Origin of the sequence: Bacteroides ndongoniae (assembly GCF_900108345.1) — a bacterium.
Lineage (GTDB): Bacteria > Bacteroidota > Bacteroidia > Bacteroidales > Bacteroidaceae > Bacteroides > Bacteroides ndongoniae.
In genome coordinates, this window is record NZ_FNVV01000013.1 from 534522 (window position 1) to 553265 (window position 18744).

At 51.0% G+C, this 18744-nt stretch carries 12 protein-coding genes; 4 read left to right on the forward strand and 8 right to left on the reverse strand.

Translation table 11 applies throughout. The annotated features are described in order from the left end of the window. The first annotated feature begins 111 nt into the window (after nt 1-111). Together gdhA and BQ5591_RS06450 are read left to right on the forward strand one after the other, a co-directional pair. Nucleotides 112-1449 (forward strand): NADP-specific glutamate dehydrogenase, encoded by a 1338-nt coding sequence (gdhA, locus tag BQ5591_RS06445; protein ID WP_071148823.1) that lies wholly within the window; start codon nt 112-114, stop codon nt 1447-1449. Between the two features lie 183 nt (nt 1450-1632). After that, complete coding sequence (locus tag BQ5591_RS06450; protein ID WP_071148824.1) at nt 1633-2796, forward strand: M24 family metallopeptidase; 1164 nt, start codon at nt 1633-1635, stop codon at nt 2794-2796. A gap of 329 nt (nt 2797-3125) precedes the next feature. On the opposite strand, the gene BQ5591_RS06455 is transcribed toward BQ5591_RS06450, so the two are convergent. Both BQ5591_RS06455 and ruvA read right to left on the reverse strand, forming a co-directional pair. Continuing rightward, the gene (locus tag BQ5591_RS06455; protein ID WP_071149363.1) at nt 3126-4163 is read right to left on the reverse strand and encodes a DUF3843 family protein; all 1038 of its coding nucleotides are present in this window, start codon (nt 4161-4163) and stop codon (nt 3126-3128) included. A gap of 4 nt (nt 4164-4167) precedes the next feature. After that, a complete protein-coding gene (gene ruvA, locus BQ5591_RS06460) occupies nt 4168-4773 on the reverse strand; it encodes a Holliday junction branch migration protein RuvA (protein WP_022163366.1) in 606 nt (201 codons plus the stop codon). 249 nt (nt 4774-5022) lie between these two features. On the opposite strand from ruvA, the gene BQ5591_RS06465 reads away from it, so the two are divergent. Next, complete coding sequence (locus BQ5591_RS06465) at nt 5023-5922, forward strand: diaminopimelate dehydrogenase (protein WP_022163365.1); 900 nt, start codon at nt 5023-5025, stop codon at nt 5920-5922. Nucleotides 5923-5995: 73 nt separating this feature from the next. On the opposite strand, the gene BQ5591_RS06470 is transcribed toward BQ5591_RS06465, so the two are convergent. The 4 genes from BQ5591_RS06470 to BQ5591_RS06485 all read right to left on the reverse strand — a co-directional run bounded on the left by BQ5591_RS06470 (nt 5996) and on the right by BQ5591_RS06485 (nt 12195). Further along, the gene (locus tag BQ5591_RS06470) at nt 5996-7627 is read right to left on the reverse strand and encodes a DUF3857 domain-containing protein (RefSeq protein ID WP_071148825.1); all 1632 of its coding nucleotides are present in this window, start codon (nt 7625-7627) and stop codon (nt 5996-5998) included. Nucleotides 7628-7661: 34 nt separating this feature from the next. After that, complete coding sequence (locus BQ5591_RS06475) at nt 7662-9641, reverse strand: DUF3857 domain-containing protein (protein WP_071148826.1); 1980 nt, start codon at nt 9639-9641, stop codon at nt 7662-7664. Nucleotides 9642-9680: 39 nt separating this feature from the next. Further along, on the reverse strand, nt 9681-10325 hold the full coding sequence (locus tag BQ5591_RS06480; RefSeq protein WP_071148827.1) for an HU family DNA-binding protein: 645 nt from the start codon (nt 10323-10325) through the stop codon (nt 9681-9683). A gap of 301 nt (nt 10326-10626) precedes the next feature. Further along, nucleotides 10627-12195, reverse strand: a complete 1569-nt coding sequence (locus BQ5591_RS06485) for a right-handed parallel beta-helix repeat-containing protein (RefSeq protein WP_083380893.1) — start codon at nt 12193-12195, stop codon at nt 10627-10629. Between the two features lie 155 nt (nt 12196-12350). On the opposite strand from BQ5591_RS06485, the gene BQ5591_RS06490 reads away from it, so the two are divergent. Further along, complete coding sequence (locus tag BQ5591_RS06490) at nt 12351-13637, forward strand: IS1380 family transposase (RefSeq protein WP_071147970.1); 1287 nt, start codon at nt 12351-12353, stop codon at nt 13635-13637. 256 nt (nt 13638-13893) lie between these two features. Here BQ5591_RS06490 and BQ5591_RS06495 read toward each other — a convergent pair whose 3' ends face one another. Together BQ5591_RS06495 and BQ5591_RS06500 are read right to left on the reverse strand one after the other, a co-directional pair. Further along, nucleotides 13894-15483, reverse strand: coding sequence for a RagB/SusD family nutrient uptake outer membrane protein (locus tag BQ5591_RS06495; protein WP_071148828.1), 1590 nt, complete (start codon nt 15481-15483; stop codon nt 13894-13896). 15 nt (nt 15484-15498) lie between these two features. After that, the gene (locus tag BQ5591_RS06500; protein ID WP_071148829.1) at nt 15499-18576 is read right to left on the reverse strand and encodes a SusC/RagA family TonB-linked outer membrane protein; all 3078 of its coding nucleotides are present in this window, start codon (nt 18574-18576) and stop codon (nt 15499-15501) included. Between the last annotated feature and the right edge of the window lie 168 nt (nt 18577-18744).

Genomic DNA, 18744 nt, shown 5'->3' on the forward strand with positions numbered 1-18744 from the left:
AATTTAGGAAATACGAAAAGTTTCCCTATATTTGCAGTGTTGTTCGCTGACAAATTGCTCGAATGACCTTGAATAAATAACAGAGGCAATAACCTTTTAAAAAGTAATATTATGAACATCGAACGTATCATGTCCTCTTTGGAGGCTAAGCACCCCGGCGAGTCTGAATATCTTCAAGCCGTAAAGGAAGTACTTCTTTCTATAGAAGATATATATAACCAGCATCCAGAGTTCGAAAAAGCAAAGATTATAGAACGATTGGTTGAACCTGACCGGATTTTTACGTTCCGTGTTACGTGGGTGGACGATAAGGGTGAAGTTCAGACGAATCTGGGTTACCGTGTACAGTTCAATAATGCCATTGGTCCGTACAAAGGCGGTATCCGTTTCCATGCTTCCGTCAACCTTTCCATCCTGAAATTCTTAGGATTTGAGCAGACTTTCAAGAACGCGCTGACTACGCTGCCTATGGGGGGCGGTAAGGGAGGTTCCGACTTCTCACCGCGTGGTAAGAGCGATGCCGAAATTATGCGTTTCTGCCAGGCATTTATGCTGGAATTGTGGCGTCATCTGGGACCCGATATGGATGTTCCTGCCGGTGATATCGGCGTAGGTGGCCGCGAAGTAGGCTATATGTTCGGTATGTACAAGAAGCTGACCCGTGAGTTTACCGGTACGTTTACTGGTAAGGGATTGGAATTCGGCGGTTCGCTGATCCGTCCTGAGGCTACAGGTTTCGGTGGTTTGTACTTCGTGAACCAGATGTTGCAGACGAAAGGTATTGATATTAAAGGTAAGACAGTAGCTATCTCCGGATTCGGTAACGTGGCTTGGGGTGCTGCTACAAAAGCTACGCAACTGGGTGCCAAGGTGGTTACCATTTCCGGTCCCGACGGTTACATTTACGATCCGGATGGCATCAGTGGCGAAAAGATTGACTATATGCTGGAACTTCGTGCTTCGGGCAATGATATCGTTGAACCGTATGCCGAGCAGTTCCCGGGTGCAAAATTCGTAGCTGGCAAACGTCCGTGGGAAGTGAAGGTAGACATCGCACTGCCTTGCGCTACACAGAACGAGCTGAATGGCGAAGATGCCCGTCACCTGATAGATAATAACGTGACTTGCGTAGGCGAAATATCCAACATGGGATGTACGCCCGAAGCCATCGACCTCTTTATCGAAAACAAGATTATGTATGCACCGGGTAAGGCTGTAAATGCCGGTGGTGTGGCTACCAGCGGACTGGAAATGTCGCAGAACGCCATGCACCTGAGCTGGAGTGCTGCAGAAGTGGATGAGAAACTGCACACTATCATGCACGGCATACATGAACAATGTGTTAAATATGGGACAGAACCTGACGGTTACATCAACTATGTGAAAGGCGCAAATATCGCCGGATTCATGAAGGTGGCTCACGCCATGATGGGTCAGGGAATAGTATAAAGAAACTTTGTTTAGTTGTATTTGTATTTGTGGTTTGTGCTGCCTGCGGCCTGTGAAGGTATGGGGCAGTACTTTTTTTATATAGGCGTATATAATCATTTTCCGGATTGATGGAATTATGACGGGAGAATTGTATCTTTGTGTGCGAAAACGAAGAATGCTAACCAATCATAATTATAAAAGATGTTACAACCGGAATTAAAACAAAGACGTGATAAGATACGTGTACTGATGGCTCAACGTGGAATTGATGCCGCCCTTATTGCTTGCAATGTCAATCTGATATATACCTACGGAACTGTAGTTAGCGGTTACCTGTATTTGCCGCTGGAATCGCCTGCTCGCCTGTTTGTCAAGCGCCCCAATAACATTACCGGAGAACATGTACTTCCTGTACGCAAGCCCGAACAATTGCCGGAACTGATACTGGAGTGTGGCTTGCCTTTGCCCAAAAAACTGATGTTGGAAGGCGATGAATTGTCGTTTACTGAGTACAATCGGCTGGCAGCCTGTTTCCCCGAAGCGGAAGTTGTGCCGTGCGGTTCGTCGCTGATTCGTCAGGCACGCAGCATCAAGACGGTGATGGAGATTGAGATTTTCCGTCGTTCGGGAGTTGCGCATGCCAAAGCTTACGAACAGATACCGTCTGTTTATCGTCCGGGCATGACCGACCGTCAGCTTTCCATCGAGATAGAACGGCTGATGCGTCTGGAAGGCTGTCTGGGTATTTTCCGTGTGTTTGGGCAGAGTATGGAAATATTTATGGGCAGTCTGCTGGCAGGTGACAATGCTGCTGCTCCTTCTCCCTACGATTTTGCCTTGGGTGGTGAGGGACTCGATCCTTCGTTGCCGGGAGGTGCAAACGGCTCACTGTTGCAGGCAGGACAGAGTCTGATGGTGGATATGGGTGGTAACTTCTACGGCTATATGGGTGATATGAGTCGTGTATTCTCCATCGGTAAATTGCCGGAAAAGGCGTATGCGGCACACCAGACGTGTCTGGAAGTGCAAGAAGCCATTGCCAACATGGCGAAGCCGGGCGTAGCGTGCGAAGATTTGTACAATACGGCTGTCAAGATGGTGGAGGAAGCCGGATTTGCCGATTATTTCATGGGAGTAGGACAGAAGGCTAAATTCATCGGTCATGGCATCGGTTTGGAAATAAACGAAGCACCTGTTATCGCTCCCCGCATGAAGCAGGAGCTGGAGCCGGGCATGGTATTTGCTTTGGAACCGAAGATTGTGTTGCCGGGTGTCGGTCCGTTAGGTATAGAGAACTCATGGCTGGTAACTACCGAAGGAGTGGAGAAACTGACCGTGTGCAACGAAGAAATTATCGAGCTTTAAGAAAGAAATCTTTCGTGAGAAGGAGGGTGTCTAAAGGAAAACGCTTCCTTAATTTGATATACCCTCTTGTATCCTTAGAAAATAAGGGCACATAAAAAAGAAGTGCAAATATGCTGCCATTCCGTTCAGAGTCGAGGAAATGACAGTATGTTTGCACTTCTTTTATATTGTTTCGTGTGTGGTATTCTATTTTTCTGCTACTTGCAGGCAGATCCTATTTTACCCTTCTGTTCAGCTGGTTGTTGGCTTTCGATGGTTTCGACTTGCCTATTCTTTTTCCTGTCGGCTTTTTTTTGCTGCTGGTCCGCCGCGGACGAGTATGTGTATTCTTATTCCCCCTCATAATATTCGTCTAAAAAGTATCGTGTTATGAAATCCCAGTTGTTCTGCAGTACTTCTTTTCCTTGCGGGAAGGGAAGTTGGGCATCAGGCAGAAGTCCGTGCTGCATACCATACTTCAACAGGTCGAACGGACAATGGCCGGGCAGGCAGAACAGTTTGTATGCTTCGGCAGCAGCCGTCGAAGCATGGTAGGCTGCATTACGGGCATCGCAGAAGCAGGCTGCCACACCAGGAGCCATCAGCATGCCTTTGCCGTTGGCATAGATCACAAAGTTCTTTTCGTCTTTCAAGTCGGTCAGCAGACCGTCGGGATGGTCTTCCCACTTCAGTTCTTGAGTCAGGAAGGTGTGCAGTTCGCGGTAGGTGGCGAAATAAAGCAGGGGATAGCCGTTGCTGTACTTCAGGCAGCGTTCCACGTCCTTGGTCAGTCGGCTGTCGGGAGTAATTTCGGGTAAAGGAAGCGAAGGAGTTTCCAGTACTTGGCTGTTCATCATCCACGAGTCGGGTGAAGGTATTTCGCCAATAGGCGCTTCTTCGAACAGGCTGTCCATTTCATCATACAGTTTTCCGGCCAGTGCCAACAGTTCCTTGTCATAAGGATTCTGGAAATGAAAAGGAGCGTGAAGATCGGCGAAAGCTTGCAATTCCGGATGGTCTTCGTCCGGGAGGAGAGCCGGTTGCGAAAGGCTGTCCCATAACAACAGGCATACATCGGGCAGGTTGATTTCGTCGTCAATGTAATCGGTACACTCGTAGAAAGGTAACGTCTGGTGGTAGAGCTGTCGGTATTTGTCACAGAAAACTTTCCAGCCGCCAGACTGGGCAATGGTATCGTAGAAGTACAGACTTACCCGGATGGCTGTTTTGGTCAGGTCGTAAAACGTATGACCGGCATACAGAGGAGAGCTGTCGATCAGGGGAAGCAGACGGTTGGCAAAGTCTACATACCATTTGTCGGCCGGCTGTGTCTGGTTCCGGGCGTTGGCTGTCAGCCAGTCATTCATATATATTTTCTTTGTCTTCATCATGTCAGAGTCGTTTAAGTGCCAGTTTGATAACCTGTTCTACCGGAGCATCGGGCGTTTCTTTCAGAATGGCCAGAACCACTTTTTGCGAGGCAGCCTGTGCAAATCCCAGCATGGTGAGGGCTGCTACGGCTTCTTCTTGCAGTTCGCTGTTGGCCATGCCTGCCAGCGGAAGTCCCGGTTCTACACCCATGGCGGCTGCGACGGCTCCAGTCTTTATCTTGTCTTTCAGGTCTACGATGATGCGTTGGGCAGTTTTCAGTCCGATACCTTTCACTGTTTTCAGCAGATTGGCATTTTCGTTGCTGATGATGTTGATAAGTTCGGTGGGCGACAAGGCCGAGAGAATCATTCGTGCCGTATTGCCTCCGATGCCCGATACGGTGATCAGCAGCAGGAAGAGTTCGCGTTCCTGCTTGTCGGCAAAGCCGTATAACTGGTAGGTATCTTCGCGGATGGCTTCGTAGATGTAGAGCTTGCATGTCTTCTTGCCCTGTATGGCCGAGTAGGTGTTGAGCGAAATGCTGGCTATGTAGCCTACGCCGTTGCAGTCGATGACAGCGGTTGCCGGACTAAGTTCGGCAAGTTCGCCTCGGAGGTATTCTATCATATGTTTATGAGTTTATGAGTTCTTGAGTTGTTGGTTTGGAAGCTCTTTCGTCTTCGGGGTCGGAACAAATGCCATGTCTGGTTTGTTATATGTCCGGTGCAAATGTACGAAATATCCATTGGCTATAAAATAGTCTTAATAAAGAAAAAAAGAAAATGGAAGATTGCACCGTTTTGTACGCTATTTGATGAATAATGCGTATTTTTGCACCCACTAAAAAGAAAACTGATAACTAAATTGGATAAAAGTATGAAAAAAGTAAGAGCTGCCATCGTTGGTTATGGCAATATCGGGCACTATGTGCTCCAGGCTTTGCAGGCTGCGCCTGATTTCGAAATTGCCGGTGTTGTACGCCGTGCAGGTGCCGAGAACCGTCCGGCTGAATTGAACGATTATCCTGTCGTGAAAGATATTAAAGAACTGGAAGGAGTGGACGTGGCCATTCTTTGTACGCCGACCCGCAGTGTGGAGAAATATGCCAAAGAGATTCTGGCACTGGGCATCCATACAGTAGACAGCTTTGACATCCATACAGGCATTGCCGACCTGCGCCGTACGCTCGACGCTGAGGCTAAGGCTCACAATACTGTTTCCATCATCTCGGCAGGATGGGATCCGGGAAGTGATTCTGTAGTACGTACGTTGCTCGAAGCCATTGCACCGAAAGGTATTACGTATACCAACTTCGGACCGGGTATGAGTATGGGACACACAGTAGCCGTAAAGGCCATTGAAGGTGTGAAGGCTGCATTGTCCATGACGATTCCTACCGGTACAGGCATCCATCGCCGTATGGTATACATCGAACTGAACGAAGGTTACGATTTCGACAAGGTGGCCGCTGCCATTAAGGCTGATCCTTACTTCGTGAACGACGAAACACACGTGAAACTCGTGCCCAGCGTAGACGCACTGCTCGACATGGGACACGGTGTGAACCTGACTCGTAAGGGTGTTTCGGGCAAGACGCAGAACCAGTTGTTCGAGTTCAACATGCGTATCAACAATCCGGCTTTGACTGCTCAGGTATTGGTTTGCGTGGCACGTGCAGCTATGCGTCAGCAACCGGGCTGCTACACGATGATCGAGATTCCTGTCATCGACTTGCTGCCGGGTGAGCGTGAAGAGTGGATTTCACATCTGGTATAATCTTACCTGTATTATATAGGAGAACAGCGAGGGCGCGTCCGTTTTGGATGCGCCCTCGTTTTGTATTTTCGTCTTACTTACCAGGTTTCAGCAGCAGTGTGTGGTTGTTGCTGTCGCGCCATTCGGCCATCAGGGCATAGAAGTCGCAGTAGGTCTGAGGAGTGAGTAATTGTTGTGTGATGCTGAGGCTTCGTGTCACGGTTACTCCCTCTGCTCCTTGCTTATAGCTGAACGATACCTTGCCACATGAGCGAGTCAGCGTCTTGTCGGCTTTCTGACTCCAGGTGGTACCTTCGGGCAGCTTGACCAATGTTTCGCAGGTTACTTCCACGGTTTGTGGAAGCAGGATGTTTTCGCGGATGCGGGTATTGGTAGCGTATGTATATAAAGGTAAGGCAGCCGATACCGGTTTCAGGGTGACAACCTGCCATCCGTCGGGCAGTGTCTGCGAGTTGTCGGCATTGATTTCCAATACGTCTTTCTGAGTGTCTTGAGCTGTGTTTACCGCCAGTTTCAGGGGCTGTGCCTGCAGGGTAGTCACCGTCATGTAGTCTTGTAGTCGGGATTCGCCTGTTCCTTGTACGGCCGCTCCTTTTTGGGGAGCATTTTCGGATTGGGCTATGAGGGAAACAATGGAAGCAAGTCCCCGGTTATCTGCTTCTGACGGGTGGAGGGCGCAGATGGCTGCTTCGGCTTTTATTCCGGCTGCCTGTTGCAGGGCGACATCCAGGTTGACCAGTTCGGCCAGTGTACCGTAGGCACTACGGATGACTTCCGATGCCGGACGCAGGCGGTATCCTGCTTCTTGCAGCGACACTTTGCACTGGCTGGAGGTGTACAGTCTGTTCATGTAGGTGGCGATGGCTGTGCGCAGGTCGGTGCTGTCTTGCTGTGCTGCCTGCTTCAGTTCGTTCAGTTGGGCTTCAATGACTGTGCGGTCGCCGGGGGTGAACTGTTGGGCAAGTGACTTCAGTGCGTCGGCATAGCTTGCCCATGTAGAAGCCATGATAACAGGCATCATGCCGGAAGTTACCTGCTGCACCATGCCCAGACTGCCTCGCAGTGAAGGGTAAGAGTAGGGGCGCGGCTCTACGTTCTTCAGTTTCCAGGTGACGGATTTCATGCCATCTTTGTTTGCTTCTGCCGGACGGGCGGAGGCATTCAGCAATTCATAGTGCAGCATCTTGCTTTCGGGAACTTCGATGCGGCAGGTGAACTCGTCGATGGGCGACAGTTCCTTCACCGGGCAACAGATATCCAGTTCGGGCAGATAGCCGGCACGGCTCTTGATAGAGTAATCTAAATAAATGGTGGCACCTAGCTCCAGGCCAGTATGTACTACTACCATTTCTTTCAGCCGATTGTAGGCCGGAGCATTGGCGGCTGCGGAGGGCAACACTTCGACAAAGGCGTTGTCGGGGGTACGGATGACGGTACCATCCTTCTGCCGCGTGTACGAATCGTGTATTTCGAGCTGCTGGTATTGCGGATCGTAGACGATGAACGTTTCGCCGTAAAGGCTGTTCATGGCGGCGTGGGTGTAGAGGGTCAGTTCTTTCTGCACGCGGAGTTCTTGACTGCCGTCGGCGTGCAAGGTGTAGGTCTTCGACAGTTTGCCGAAGCGGGCTTCGGAGGCTGCCTGTGCAGTGAGGGTCACGGACAGGAGCAGAGCAAGTACACCTATATATAGATGGATTGTTTTCATTTGATTCACTTGGATTTATTGGTGGACATTGTTATTATCTCTTTTTGGCAACGAAGTAGCGGTTGTAACTCTTGGCCATGTTGACAGCTTTGCGGAAAGAGAACCAGTCGGATGCTTCGTACACACGTTTGTTCAGCTTGAGGGTGGTCTTTACCGTTACGAGGTTGCCCTCTCCTTTGATGTTGCCCTCGAAACTGGCGGCTGCTCCTACTGTATTTTCGGTCGTTTCTGTCGACTGTTTTCCTTTCAGCAGGTAGCGGTCGGGCAGGCGCAGTGTTTCGTTCAGTTCTACCAGGCGCGAACAGCCGTCCTTGAAGCCATATTGGCGTGTCTCCAGATTGGTGTCGATGCGCAGATAGGACATCACTTGCGTGTAGAGGTTGTTCATCACAAACAGTTTGAAGACCATTCCGTCCTCGTCCGTTTTCATGGCATAGTCGGGTATTTCGTAGCGGAAGGTGATGCGGATGGGGGCCTTCTGATAGTCTTTCGGATTGCGTCCGTAGTCCACACTGAGGAGACGTGCCTTGGGCGAAACGTTGAGCAGTTGGCGTTCCATGGTGTTCTGCCATTCGCTTTGGAAGCCGGTGGTGAAGATGCGGCGTATGTTGCTGTCGCTCTGTCCTTCGGCTTCGATGGTGAAGCTGCCTCGCAGGGTGCCGTCGGCAGAAAGGCGGTTGTCGGCGTTGATGCGTACGTAGTGATTCTCGGGGGCAGAGACGGGTGTCAGGCAGAGGTCGGTGCCTTCGGGTGTGCCCGGCAGGTAGTTCTGTTGTTGCTCGGCACTGCTCCACAGCTCACGGCAGAAGGGTACCCATGTGGGGTCGAGGGGCATCAGTGTGCCGTCCTGCAGGCGCACCACGGCTACGCAGTGGTTGAAGTGGTCGGCAGGGATGGTCTCTACGCGGCTGCCTGCCATCGTCATGGCCGGATAGGCTTCGAAGCCCGCCATGCGCAGGAAGGCGATAAGCGTACCGGCAATGTCCTTGCACACACCGCAGCGGTCGGTATAGTTCATTTTCAGGTTGTGCAGGGTGAAGCCTTCGCCCTTGCCCATCGTGATGCCGGCGTAGCGGATGTTGTCGGCCACCCAGTGGGTCAGTACGGCTATTTTCTCCAGGTCGGTCTTTTTGCCGCGTATCAGTTCGTCCACCTTTCGCTGGGCTTTGGGGATGGCGGTGAAGCTGCCGTAGTCTTCGTTGACGCCGTAGAACCAGCGCGACTTGTCACGCCAGTCGGCAGTGGTGGACATCATCAGTTTGGGGGCAGCGTCGTAGAAGTCCACCATGTTCGGCTCGCGCTGGAAAGGCATTAGACCGTCCGAGGCAAAGGTGTAGACTTTGCGTCCGTCCTCGTAGCGCAGTGACGAGGCACAGCTGCCCTGGTAGAACTGGAACTGCATGTCCTTGTCGGCGGGCAGGCTGACGCGGTAGACCTTACGTACGGTCGGGTCGCTGCTCCAGAAGGGCACGATGTCGTAGAACTGGCCCCGCATGGGCGGGATGAAACGTGAGTCGTCGCCCTCTTGCGGCGTATCGGCCAGCAGGGCGTAGGTGAATCCTTTCTTGTCAATCTCGTAGTCGATGACGTCGCCGGGTTTCAGTTGTCCCAGTTCGATCATAATCTGGCGGGCACCCCAGTAGATGGCACGGGCGGGTGCGGCATAGTCCTGGGTTTTCGTCACGTCCACTTCGGTCTTCGTGCCGTCGGCATGATGGATGGTGACCCGACGGAAGCGGGCGGCGGCTGTCAGCGGGTCGTAGTCGTACTTCAGTACGCGTTGGCGCAGGGCACCGGCAGGTGTCTGCACCTTGACGGCGCGGCACACGGCGAACGAGCCTTGTCCGGTGGGTTGTACTGTGACGCTGGTGCTGTCCAGCAGGTTGACGCAATCGTGTCGGGCGTAGGCTTCATCCTGTAGAGCCTTCTGTTCGAGGGGCTTCCACGACTGGGCCTGAAGGGCCGTCGCTCCGCATAGCAGGACGGCGGCCAGGGTAGCAGTTGTCTTTTTCATGCAGTGATGAATGATTAATGGTGAATGGTTAATGATCGGTTATCCGTTTTCTTTCCGGACGTAGACTTTGTGGCTGCCTGTGCCCATGTGGCCGATGCCGCTGCCGGGCGTTTCGCTCCATCGCTTCAGCTCGCTGGCGGCGGCATTGCGCAACAGGCCGGTCAGGGCGCAATAGTCCTTTACCCGCAGCATGGGGTTCTCTTTCAAGTAGTCCTGAGCCAGTTGCAGACGTTGTTCGGCAGTATAGCGCTGCGAGGAGCGGCGTGCTTTCCATTCCGACTTGCTCAGGTGGCATTTTTGTCCGGTTTGCTGGATGAGTTCCTTGTCGGCGCGGAAGTTGATGTCGCGCAGGTAGATGCTTGCGGCGCTGATGCGGTACTCCTTTCCTTCGCTTTCGCGCAGGTCGCGTTGCTCTTCGGCCTGCGGGCGCAGCCCGAGCGAGGGGGTGAAGATGCCCAGTCCGTCTATCTTGACGGAGCGTCCTTGCGCCATTTCGTAGGCGATGGATTCGGTCAGCGCACGCACCAGCCCGATGATGTCGCCGGGGGTGAAGCTACTGGCGTAGTTGATGTGTCGGGCCAGGTACTCCAAGTCCACTTGTCCCCACAGCTTGATGCGCGGGTAGGTCACTTTCTTTCCTTCTTCGTTGGGCAGGGTCAGTTCCTGCATCTGATATTCGGGCATGGTGTTTCGTCCTTTCTTGTGATGGATTAAACTTATGCAGGGTAGGCAGTTGGTCGACCTTACTCATGGAATGCTTTGCCGGTATGCCGTGGGGTAAATAGGTCTTTCTGCTGACGCTGCTTTCATCTCGCGTGCCGGGATGTACATTTCGCGGCTTGGGATGTGTGTCCCGGCACGCGGGATGTACATCCCAGCAGCTAAGATATAACTTTTCCTTGGGAAATGCAAGTAGTCGGTACTGAATAACGAAATAAGGGCTGCACCCGAAGTGGATGCAGCCCCTGACTAGTGGTATACGTATTTATTGCAGTTGTTCGAAGAAGGTCTCGATGCGGTCCTTGTCGATGAAGAGGAAGGAAGTGCCGCATACGTCGCGTTGCTTCATCAGCTTCTCTAAGCCGTGGCGGCCGTCGCTTCCGGCAGAGAGTATCTGTTCTTCGTACTGCTGACAGGCGGTTTTCGCTTCGGGGTCGTCGGGCAGGGCGTTGTAGTTGCCCAGGTACCAGTTGCCGCTGAACGTGTTGTCTGTGGACTTGGTCAGGTCGAAGCGCGAGGGCTCGGCAGTGTAGAAGATGTTCTGGCTGAAGGTGGTGCGGGCAGCATAGCCATCCCAGCTGTCGGACACGATCATGCTGCGGTCGATGTCCTTGCCCGGCTTGACGTTGGCGTGGATGATGTTGCGCTCGATGCGCGTATCCTCTACCTGTCCGGCAATGTGGATGCTGGGTGAGAACATACCCTGACGGGTGGGCTTGGGCCGGATGCCGTCGCCGATGCTGATGTTGTAGCGCACGATGCTGCGCTGGTTGCCCAGGCTGTAGTCGCGTTCGTTGCCCGAGTCGCATACCAGTACCAGACCGCCGTAGTTGTCGTGGCTGTAGTTGTACTGGATGACGGTGTTCGTACAGTTATAATCGCAGTCATAGGCCTGTGCGTCCCAGGGAGCCTTGTGATCGCTGACGTGGTTGAACTGAATCGTGGTATTGTCGCAGCTCCAGGGCCAGAAACCTGCGGCGGCTTCGGTCATGGGCAGTACGTCGGGGCAGTTGCGCATCACGTTGTACTCGATGAGGGTGCTGTCGCAACCGATGGGAACGATACCGTCGCCGGGCACTTCTTCGATAAGGTTGTAGCGCACTACGGTATGCTTGCTGGGGAACCAGTTGCGGCGGTCGTAATAGCCTTTCCAGATCATGGCGTTACGCGTACAGCGCATGATGTGGCAGTTCTGGATGACGAGGCTGTCGAAACACGAACGTATCTGTTCGCCTTCGTTGACGATGTAGATGCCGCTGCCTCCGCCCAGTTCCTTGACGGGCGACCCGTTGACGTCGCGGATGGTGAGTCCGTCGATGCAGATGTTGTGCGCCACGCCGTAGTCACGGCATTCTATCTTCAGACCCGTACGCAGGGGCAGGGGTTGCTTGCCTGTGTTTACGATTTCGAGGTCGCGCATGGTAAGGTATTCCGAATTTAAGATGCGTACGGCATAGAGCGAGGTTTCGTCGCCTACAATGCAGGGTTTGGGCAGTGTTTCGTCTCCGTAGGCTCCTACGATGACGGGCTGTGCGGGGGTACCTTTTCCGTTGATTTCGAGCTGCCCGTTGAAGGTGGCTCCCCGTTTCAGCAACACTTGTTCGCCGGGAGCAAGGGTGATTTCCTTGACTTTTTTCAGGCTTTGCCAAGCCTTGTCGGCCGATCGGCCGGAGTTGGCATCGTTTCCGGCTACGGGGTCGATGTAGTAGGCGGTATGGCTGTCGGCGGTGCACGAACTCAGCTGTACCCCTCCGCTGATGCAGGATGCCAGTATCAGCAGACCGGTTATCAGGGTTAATTTATGCTGTTCGAAGCGAATCCTTGTTTTTTTCATATGCTTGGTTTTTGTTTAACCTAAATTCCGCAGCATTTTAGTTTAACTTATTTTATAAGTACCTGAGCAACAAAAAGTTGCTCAGGATTTTGCCATGTCAGATTTTTCACCTATCTTAGTGTTGCAAATCAAAATATGTATCAAACCCGACAGACATGGCAAAGGTAGCAATAAAATCTGAGAAACTCTCTCCTTTTGGAGGAATTTTTTCAATAATGGAGCAATTTGACTCCAATCTCTCATCTGTAATCGACTCAACCCTCGGTATGAGATGTAGGCTGTATGGTTATCAATACAGCGAAATCATCCGTTCGCTTATGAGCGTTTATTTCTGTGGCGGCTCATGCATAGAGGATGTCACCACTCATCTGATGTATCACCTCTCGCTTCATCCGACACTTCGCACATGCAGTGCCGACACGATTCTCAGAGCCATAAAGGAACTGACCCAGGATAACATTTCCTACACATCCGACACTGGCAAGACCTACGACTTAAACACGGCAGACATGCTGAATACACTGCTCCTCAATTGCCTATTGTCCACAGGGCAGCTGAAAGATGGCGAGGGGTATGACGTTGACTTCGACCACCAGTTCATAGAGGCTGAGAAGTTTGATGCGAAACCCACATACAAGAAGTTTCTCGGATACCGTCCTGGCGTGGCGGTTATTGGCGACTTGATTGTCGGCATTGAGAACAGCGACGGCAACACAAATGTCCGTTTCCACCAGAAGGACACGCTGAAGAGGTTCTTTGAAAGGTTTGAAAAGAACAAGCTTATGATCAACCGTTTCAGAGCTGATTGCGGCTCGTGTTCTGAAGAGATAGTGGAAGAGATTGCTAAACACTGCAAGACCTTCTATATCCGTGCCAACCGATGCAGTTCGCTCTACAATGACATCTTTGCCCTCAGAGGTTGGAAGAAAGTGGAATTGGGCGGCATTGAGTTTGAGCTGGCCTCCATTCTCATCGAGAAATGGAAAGGGAAGGCATACCGTCTTGTGATTCAAAGACAGAAGCGGATAGACGGCGAACTCGACCTGTGGGAAGGAGAATACACCTACCGCTGCATCCTTACAAATGACTACGAGTCTTCCGAGAAAGAGATTGTCGAATTCTATAACCTCCGTGGAGGGAAGGAACGCATCTTCGATGACATGAATAACGGATTCGGCTGGAACAGGCTTCCAAAATCCTTCATGGGAGAAAACACGGTGTTTCTTCTGCTTACGGCACTCATACGCAACTTCTATAAATTCATCATGGCGAGGCTTGACGTGAAGAGGTTCGGACTCAAAGCAACAAGCCGCATCAAGGCGTTTGTCTTCAAGTTCATCTCTGTGCCAGCCAAATGGGTCAGGACATCAAGGCAGTATGTGCTGAATATCTATTCATGCAACAACGCTTATGCTGATGTGTTCCAGAATGACTTTGGATGACACCGACAACTTATGGTCGTGATTTTGCGTATTGCCTCAAGTCGCATGGTGGGGTAAGGGGATTTAATGCGTCTTTGTGGCGATTTTTGCTGCGTTGCACCCTCTTTTGCCACAGTGTCGCTACCTTTTTGACCTCTGTGTCATCTTATGAGGGCGGTTGCGGATTTGAGGTTTAAGAAGAAAAGGATGGCTCAGGCCTTGTCATTATATGCTTTAGCCTGGCCATCCTCCATTTACCTATTGCTAACTGAAAAGGTTATTTCCAAAGCTCGTGTTGTTCGAGCAGTTCATTGGAATCGAGTTCGGCAGTAGGAATGGGCCATACGTAGTCGCGTTCGCCATTGTATTGGCGTGTTTCATACGCCAGGCCCAGTGTGGTGCGTTCTTTTTCGATGTTGGCAACGGCCTTGTCAAGCATCTTCCAGCGGTATACGTCGAACAGGCGCAGACCTTCGAAAGCCAGTTCGACACGGCGTTCGTGCTTGATGACTTCCAGCAATGCTTCCTTGCTCAGTCCGGTACCTTCAACGTCTTCTACCTTCGGCATGTTTACGTCGCCGCGTTGGCGTACTTCGTCGATGAGGCCACGTACTTCGGCATCGTCATATCCACCTTTCTGTACCAGTGCTTCGGCCAGCGAAAGCAGTACTTCGGCATAGCGTACTACGTAGAAGTCCTGACCGTTGTCCCATGAGTTGCTGGTGTCCGACGGGTCGAAATATTTCATAACGTATACTGTAGAGAGGGAAGCGGCTGCACCTCCGTACCATGCGCCTTCGCCACCTTTACCGTTCCACTTCATGCCGGGCACGAAGAGGGTGGCATAGAGACGTGGGTCGCGGTTCTCCCAGTGTGCGGCATTGGGCTTGCTTACGTCCAGTTTTCCGTCTTTCATTTCGCCATAGTTCGTATCGGCTGTCTTCTTACCGTCAGTCAGGTAATAGTCGTCGGCCAGGTCGATGGTGCCGTTGATAAATTCACCAGGTGTATTCCAGTGGGCGTTGAACGAAGCTCCTTCGCTCATACCCGGTCCTTCGTAACGTACGGAGAAGATAATTTCGGGTGAAGTCTGTCCGGCTTGAGTGAACAGTTCGCTGTATTTCGGATGCAGGCTGTAGCCCAGCTTCATCACTTCGCGATAGGCGCTGATGGCTTCGTCCCACTTCTCGTTGTAGAGGGCCAGACGACCGAGGATAGCGTATCCGGCGCCGCGTGTCAGACGTCCCAAGTCAGCTTTTTCAGGCAGGCTGTTTACACAGGCTTTCAGGTCGGTGATAACATTGTTTACGATGTCGGCCCGTTTGCTTTTTTCCTTGCTGGGGCTTTCGAGGGTCAGGGGTTCGGTCAGGTAAGGCACGTCCTGATAAGTCATGGTCAGGTTAGTATAGATAAGAGCACGGAGCACGATGGCTTCTGCTTTGTAGCGTGTCTTCTCCGTTTCGCTCATGTCTACCCGATCGATGTTGGCAATCAGATTGTTGCAACGGCTGATGACTTCGTAGTTAGCCTTCCAATAGTCGCTGAATACCCATGAACTGGGGTTTTGGATACCCATGGCTACGTCGTAGCCTTCGATCCAGCCGCTCCAGTTGAAGTGTCCGCCGTTGTCGCTGATGCATTCCATATACAACGGACCGAAGGTATACTGGTCGGAGTTGTAGAGCTGGTTGCTCTGGAGGGCATCGTAGCAGGCGGCCAGAGCCATCATGGCATCGTTGGATGTCTGCCAGAAGGTAGAAGAGGATGATTCGGTCAGTGAGTCCTTTTGCAGGAAGCTGTCTGAACAGGAGCTCATCATGGCACCGGAAAGGAGTGCCAAACTTATGTATTTATTAATTAGTTTCATGGTGTTCAAATAGTTTTAGAATTTAACATTAATACCGAATGAGTAAGTCTTGGTGTTGGGGTGAACGTCATTGCGTGTATCTCCGCTTTGCTTTTCAGGATCGTAGTCGTCCAATGAAGTGAAGGTCAGCAGGTTGGTACCGGCCAGGTAGAGACGCAGGCTTTGTACGCCGATTTTGTTCATCCATGCTTCTTTTTTGAAGGTATAACCAATTTCAATGTTCTTCAGGCGCAGGTAGTCACCTTTGGTCAGCCAGAAAGAAGACATCGTGTTGTTGATGGTTCCGCCCATGCGTGGCATGCTGCCGTTGGGGTTCTCGGGCGACCAGCGGTCGAGCCAGCGTGATGTCTTGTTACCACCGTTCGAGATAGTCGTTTCGTCCCAGTTGAAGCGGTTCAGGCCGGCTACACCTTGCCAGAAGGTTGTTACATCCAGATTCTTGTAAGTGAAACCTAAGTTGAAAGAATACTGCAGTTTCGGGAACGGATTACCGATGATCTGACGGTCGGCATCGGTGATATCGCCGTCATCGTTGAAGTCTTCATACATAAGGTCACCCAATTGCGGAGCCTGTCCATTCTGCTTGATGACTTCACCTTTCGAGTTGGTGCGGTTCAGGTCAGCTTCGGTACGGTAGATGCCGATGGCTTTCCATGCATAGTAAGAACCGATGGCTTCGCCTTCGCGATTGATGGTGCTGCCGCTGATGCTTTCCAGGCCGTTCATATTCAGGATTACGTTCTTTACACCTGCCAGTGAGAAGCCGGCTTGCCAGCTCCAGTCACCTTTCTGGTCGAAATAGTTGGCTGCGAATTCCCAACCACGGTTGCGAACTTTACCGGCATTCTGATAAGGAGCGCCCAAAGAACCCAGGAAGATACCCGGCATAGGCAACTGCAGCAAGATGTCGGAAGTGGTCTTGTCGTACCAGTCGAATACGATGTTGATACGGTTTTGCCAGAAGGATGCATCGAGACCGAAGTCGGTGATGGTAGTGGTTTCCCACTTGATGTTTTCGTTAGCTATTTTGGAAGTCTTCATACCTACATATTTCGTATCGCCGAAGTAGTAGCTTCCTTGTGCCGAGAGGGTAGATGTATAAGCATAGTTACCGATTTCTTGGTTACCCAATTTACCCCAGCTGGCACGCAGCTTCAGTGAACTCAGCCAGTTGATGTTTTGCATGAAGCTTTCGTTCGAGATAAGCCATGCACCCGAGAATGAGGGGAAGGTAGCATAACGGTTACTCTTCGGCATGCGTGAAGAACCGTCGCGGCGGATGTTCATTTCAAACAGGTAACGTCCGTCGTAGTTGTAGTTGATGCGTCCGAAGAAAGATTGCAGAGCAGTCTCTTCAGCAGAACCGGTTACCTTGTCGTTTTGTGTACCGCCGTCCATTTCGTAGATGTTGTCGGTAGGAAATCCCTGTTTGCTGGCTTCGTTCTTGTCCCAGCGTGTGCCCTGAATGGAGTGTCCCAGCAATACACCGATTTCGTGCTTGCCGAAAGTATTGTTATAGGTTAGAATGTTTTCGTTGATATAGCTGGTTTCCAGATAGTGGTAATCAGTCAATGTGTTTTGGGTACCGGCAGGAGCCAGTTCCTCACCTTCAGCGTTGTAGATAGCCAGGCTTCTGGGGTTGAAGGTGGTAACATCGTTCATATAGAATTTGTAGGCGAGGCTGGAGCGGAACTTCAAACCTTTATACAGGTCGATTTCGCCGAAGAATTTGCCGTCGAAACGATAGTTCTTGTTGTCCTTGTAACCATTGTTCAAAGCATAGATGGGGTTCTTGAATACAGACTGACCGATGGCCGAGTTGCCGTCTACATAACCATAGTGACCGTTGGAGTATTGTACGGGAACAGTAGGACGTGTAAACCAGGTCAGATATCTCATCAAACCTTCGCCTGTAACCGAAGTGGTCGGCTCGTCGATGCTTTGGCGGCTGCCCGAAAGGTTCAAACCAATCTTTACAATGCCCAGTTGTGCATCGATGTTCGAACGGAAATTGAATCGTTGGTTAGCTGTATTTTTCAGAATACCTTCTTGTTTGAAGTATTGGGTAGAGAACATGTAATGTACGTTTTTGCTTCCGCCGGAAACAGACACGTGGTGTTGGTGCATGGGAGCGGTACGGAACATCTCTCCTGCCCAGTCGGTATTGGCAAAGTGGTCAGGGTCGGAACCGGTACGCAATGCTTCAAGCATTTCGGGAGTATAGGCTTTACCGGGGTTGCATTCGTTGTACATCTGGGCCCATTCGTAAGAGTTAACGTAGTCGGGCAGCACGGTAGCCTGTTGAAGGGCAATGCTTCCTGAATAGCTGACTGTCGGTTTCTGTTCTTCACCGCGTTTGGTAGTAATAAGGATCACACCATTGGCGGCACGCACACCGTAGATGGCTCCTGAGGCAGCATCTTTCAGTACGGATACGCTTTCGATGTCTTCGGCAGCCAGTTCGGAGATTTGACTGATAGAGCTTTCTACACCATCAATCAATACCATGGGATTGTTCTTGCTGGCATCTCCTAAAGTTCCGACACCACGTACGCGGATTTCCGGATTGTCTTTACCGGCCTGCGCACCATTACCGGTCAGCATCACGCCCGGCAAGCGGCCTTGCAGCATGTTGGCTGTATTGGCTACCGGCATGTTGGCTACATCGTTGAAGTTGACAGCGGCAACCGAACCGGTCAGGTTTTCTTTCTTCTGTACGCCGTAACCTACGACAACCACTTCATCAATCATTTTGGAGTCTTCTTTCAGGATGACGTTCAGTTGCATGTTGTCTTTGTTAATAGCGAATTCTTGAGTTGCGTATCCTATAAAAGAAATAACCAATGTAGAATTGGGAGTAACTGAAAGTGAGAAGTTACCGTCGATGTCGGTAATGATACCATTGTTAGTACCTTTTTCCAAAACGCTGGCACCTATGATACTTTCACCAGTGGCGTCTTTTACGATACCGGTTACGCGATAGTTTCCGGATTGTTGGGTACTTGCAAACAGATTCATCGGGGAGATGAAGAAGCAAAGCGCTAATAGTAATAATCCTAAGGCTTTGCTTTCGGTTAGAATTTTACTGTTCATAATATTGTTTTTTAAGATTAAAATGAATTGTTCGTTGCAAAAGTATATTAATGAGCAAAATGAAAGGTAGAATAACTACCGGAAAAGGTTGATTGGTGTTTTTTCGACCTTTTCCGGTAGTTATTCTACCTTTTGGGAGTTAATTTGTAGTCGGATGCATTCCTCAGA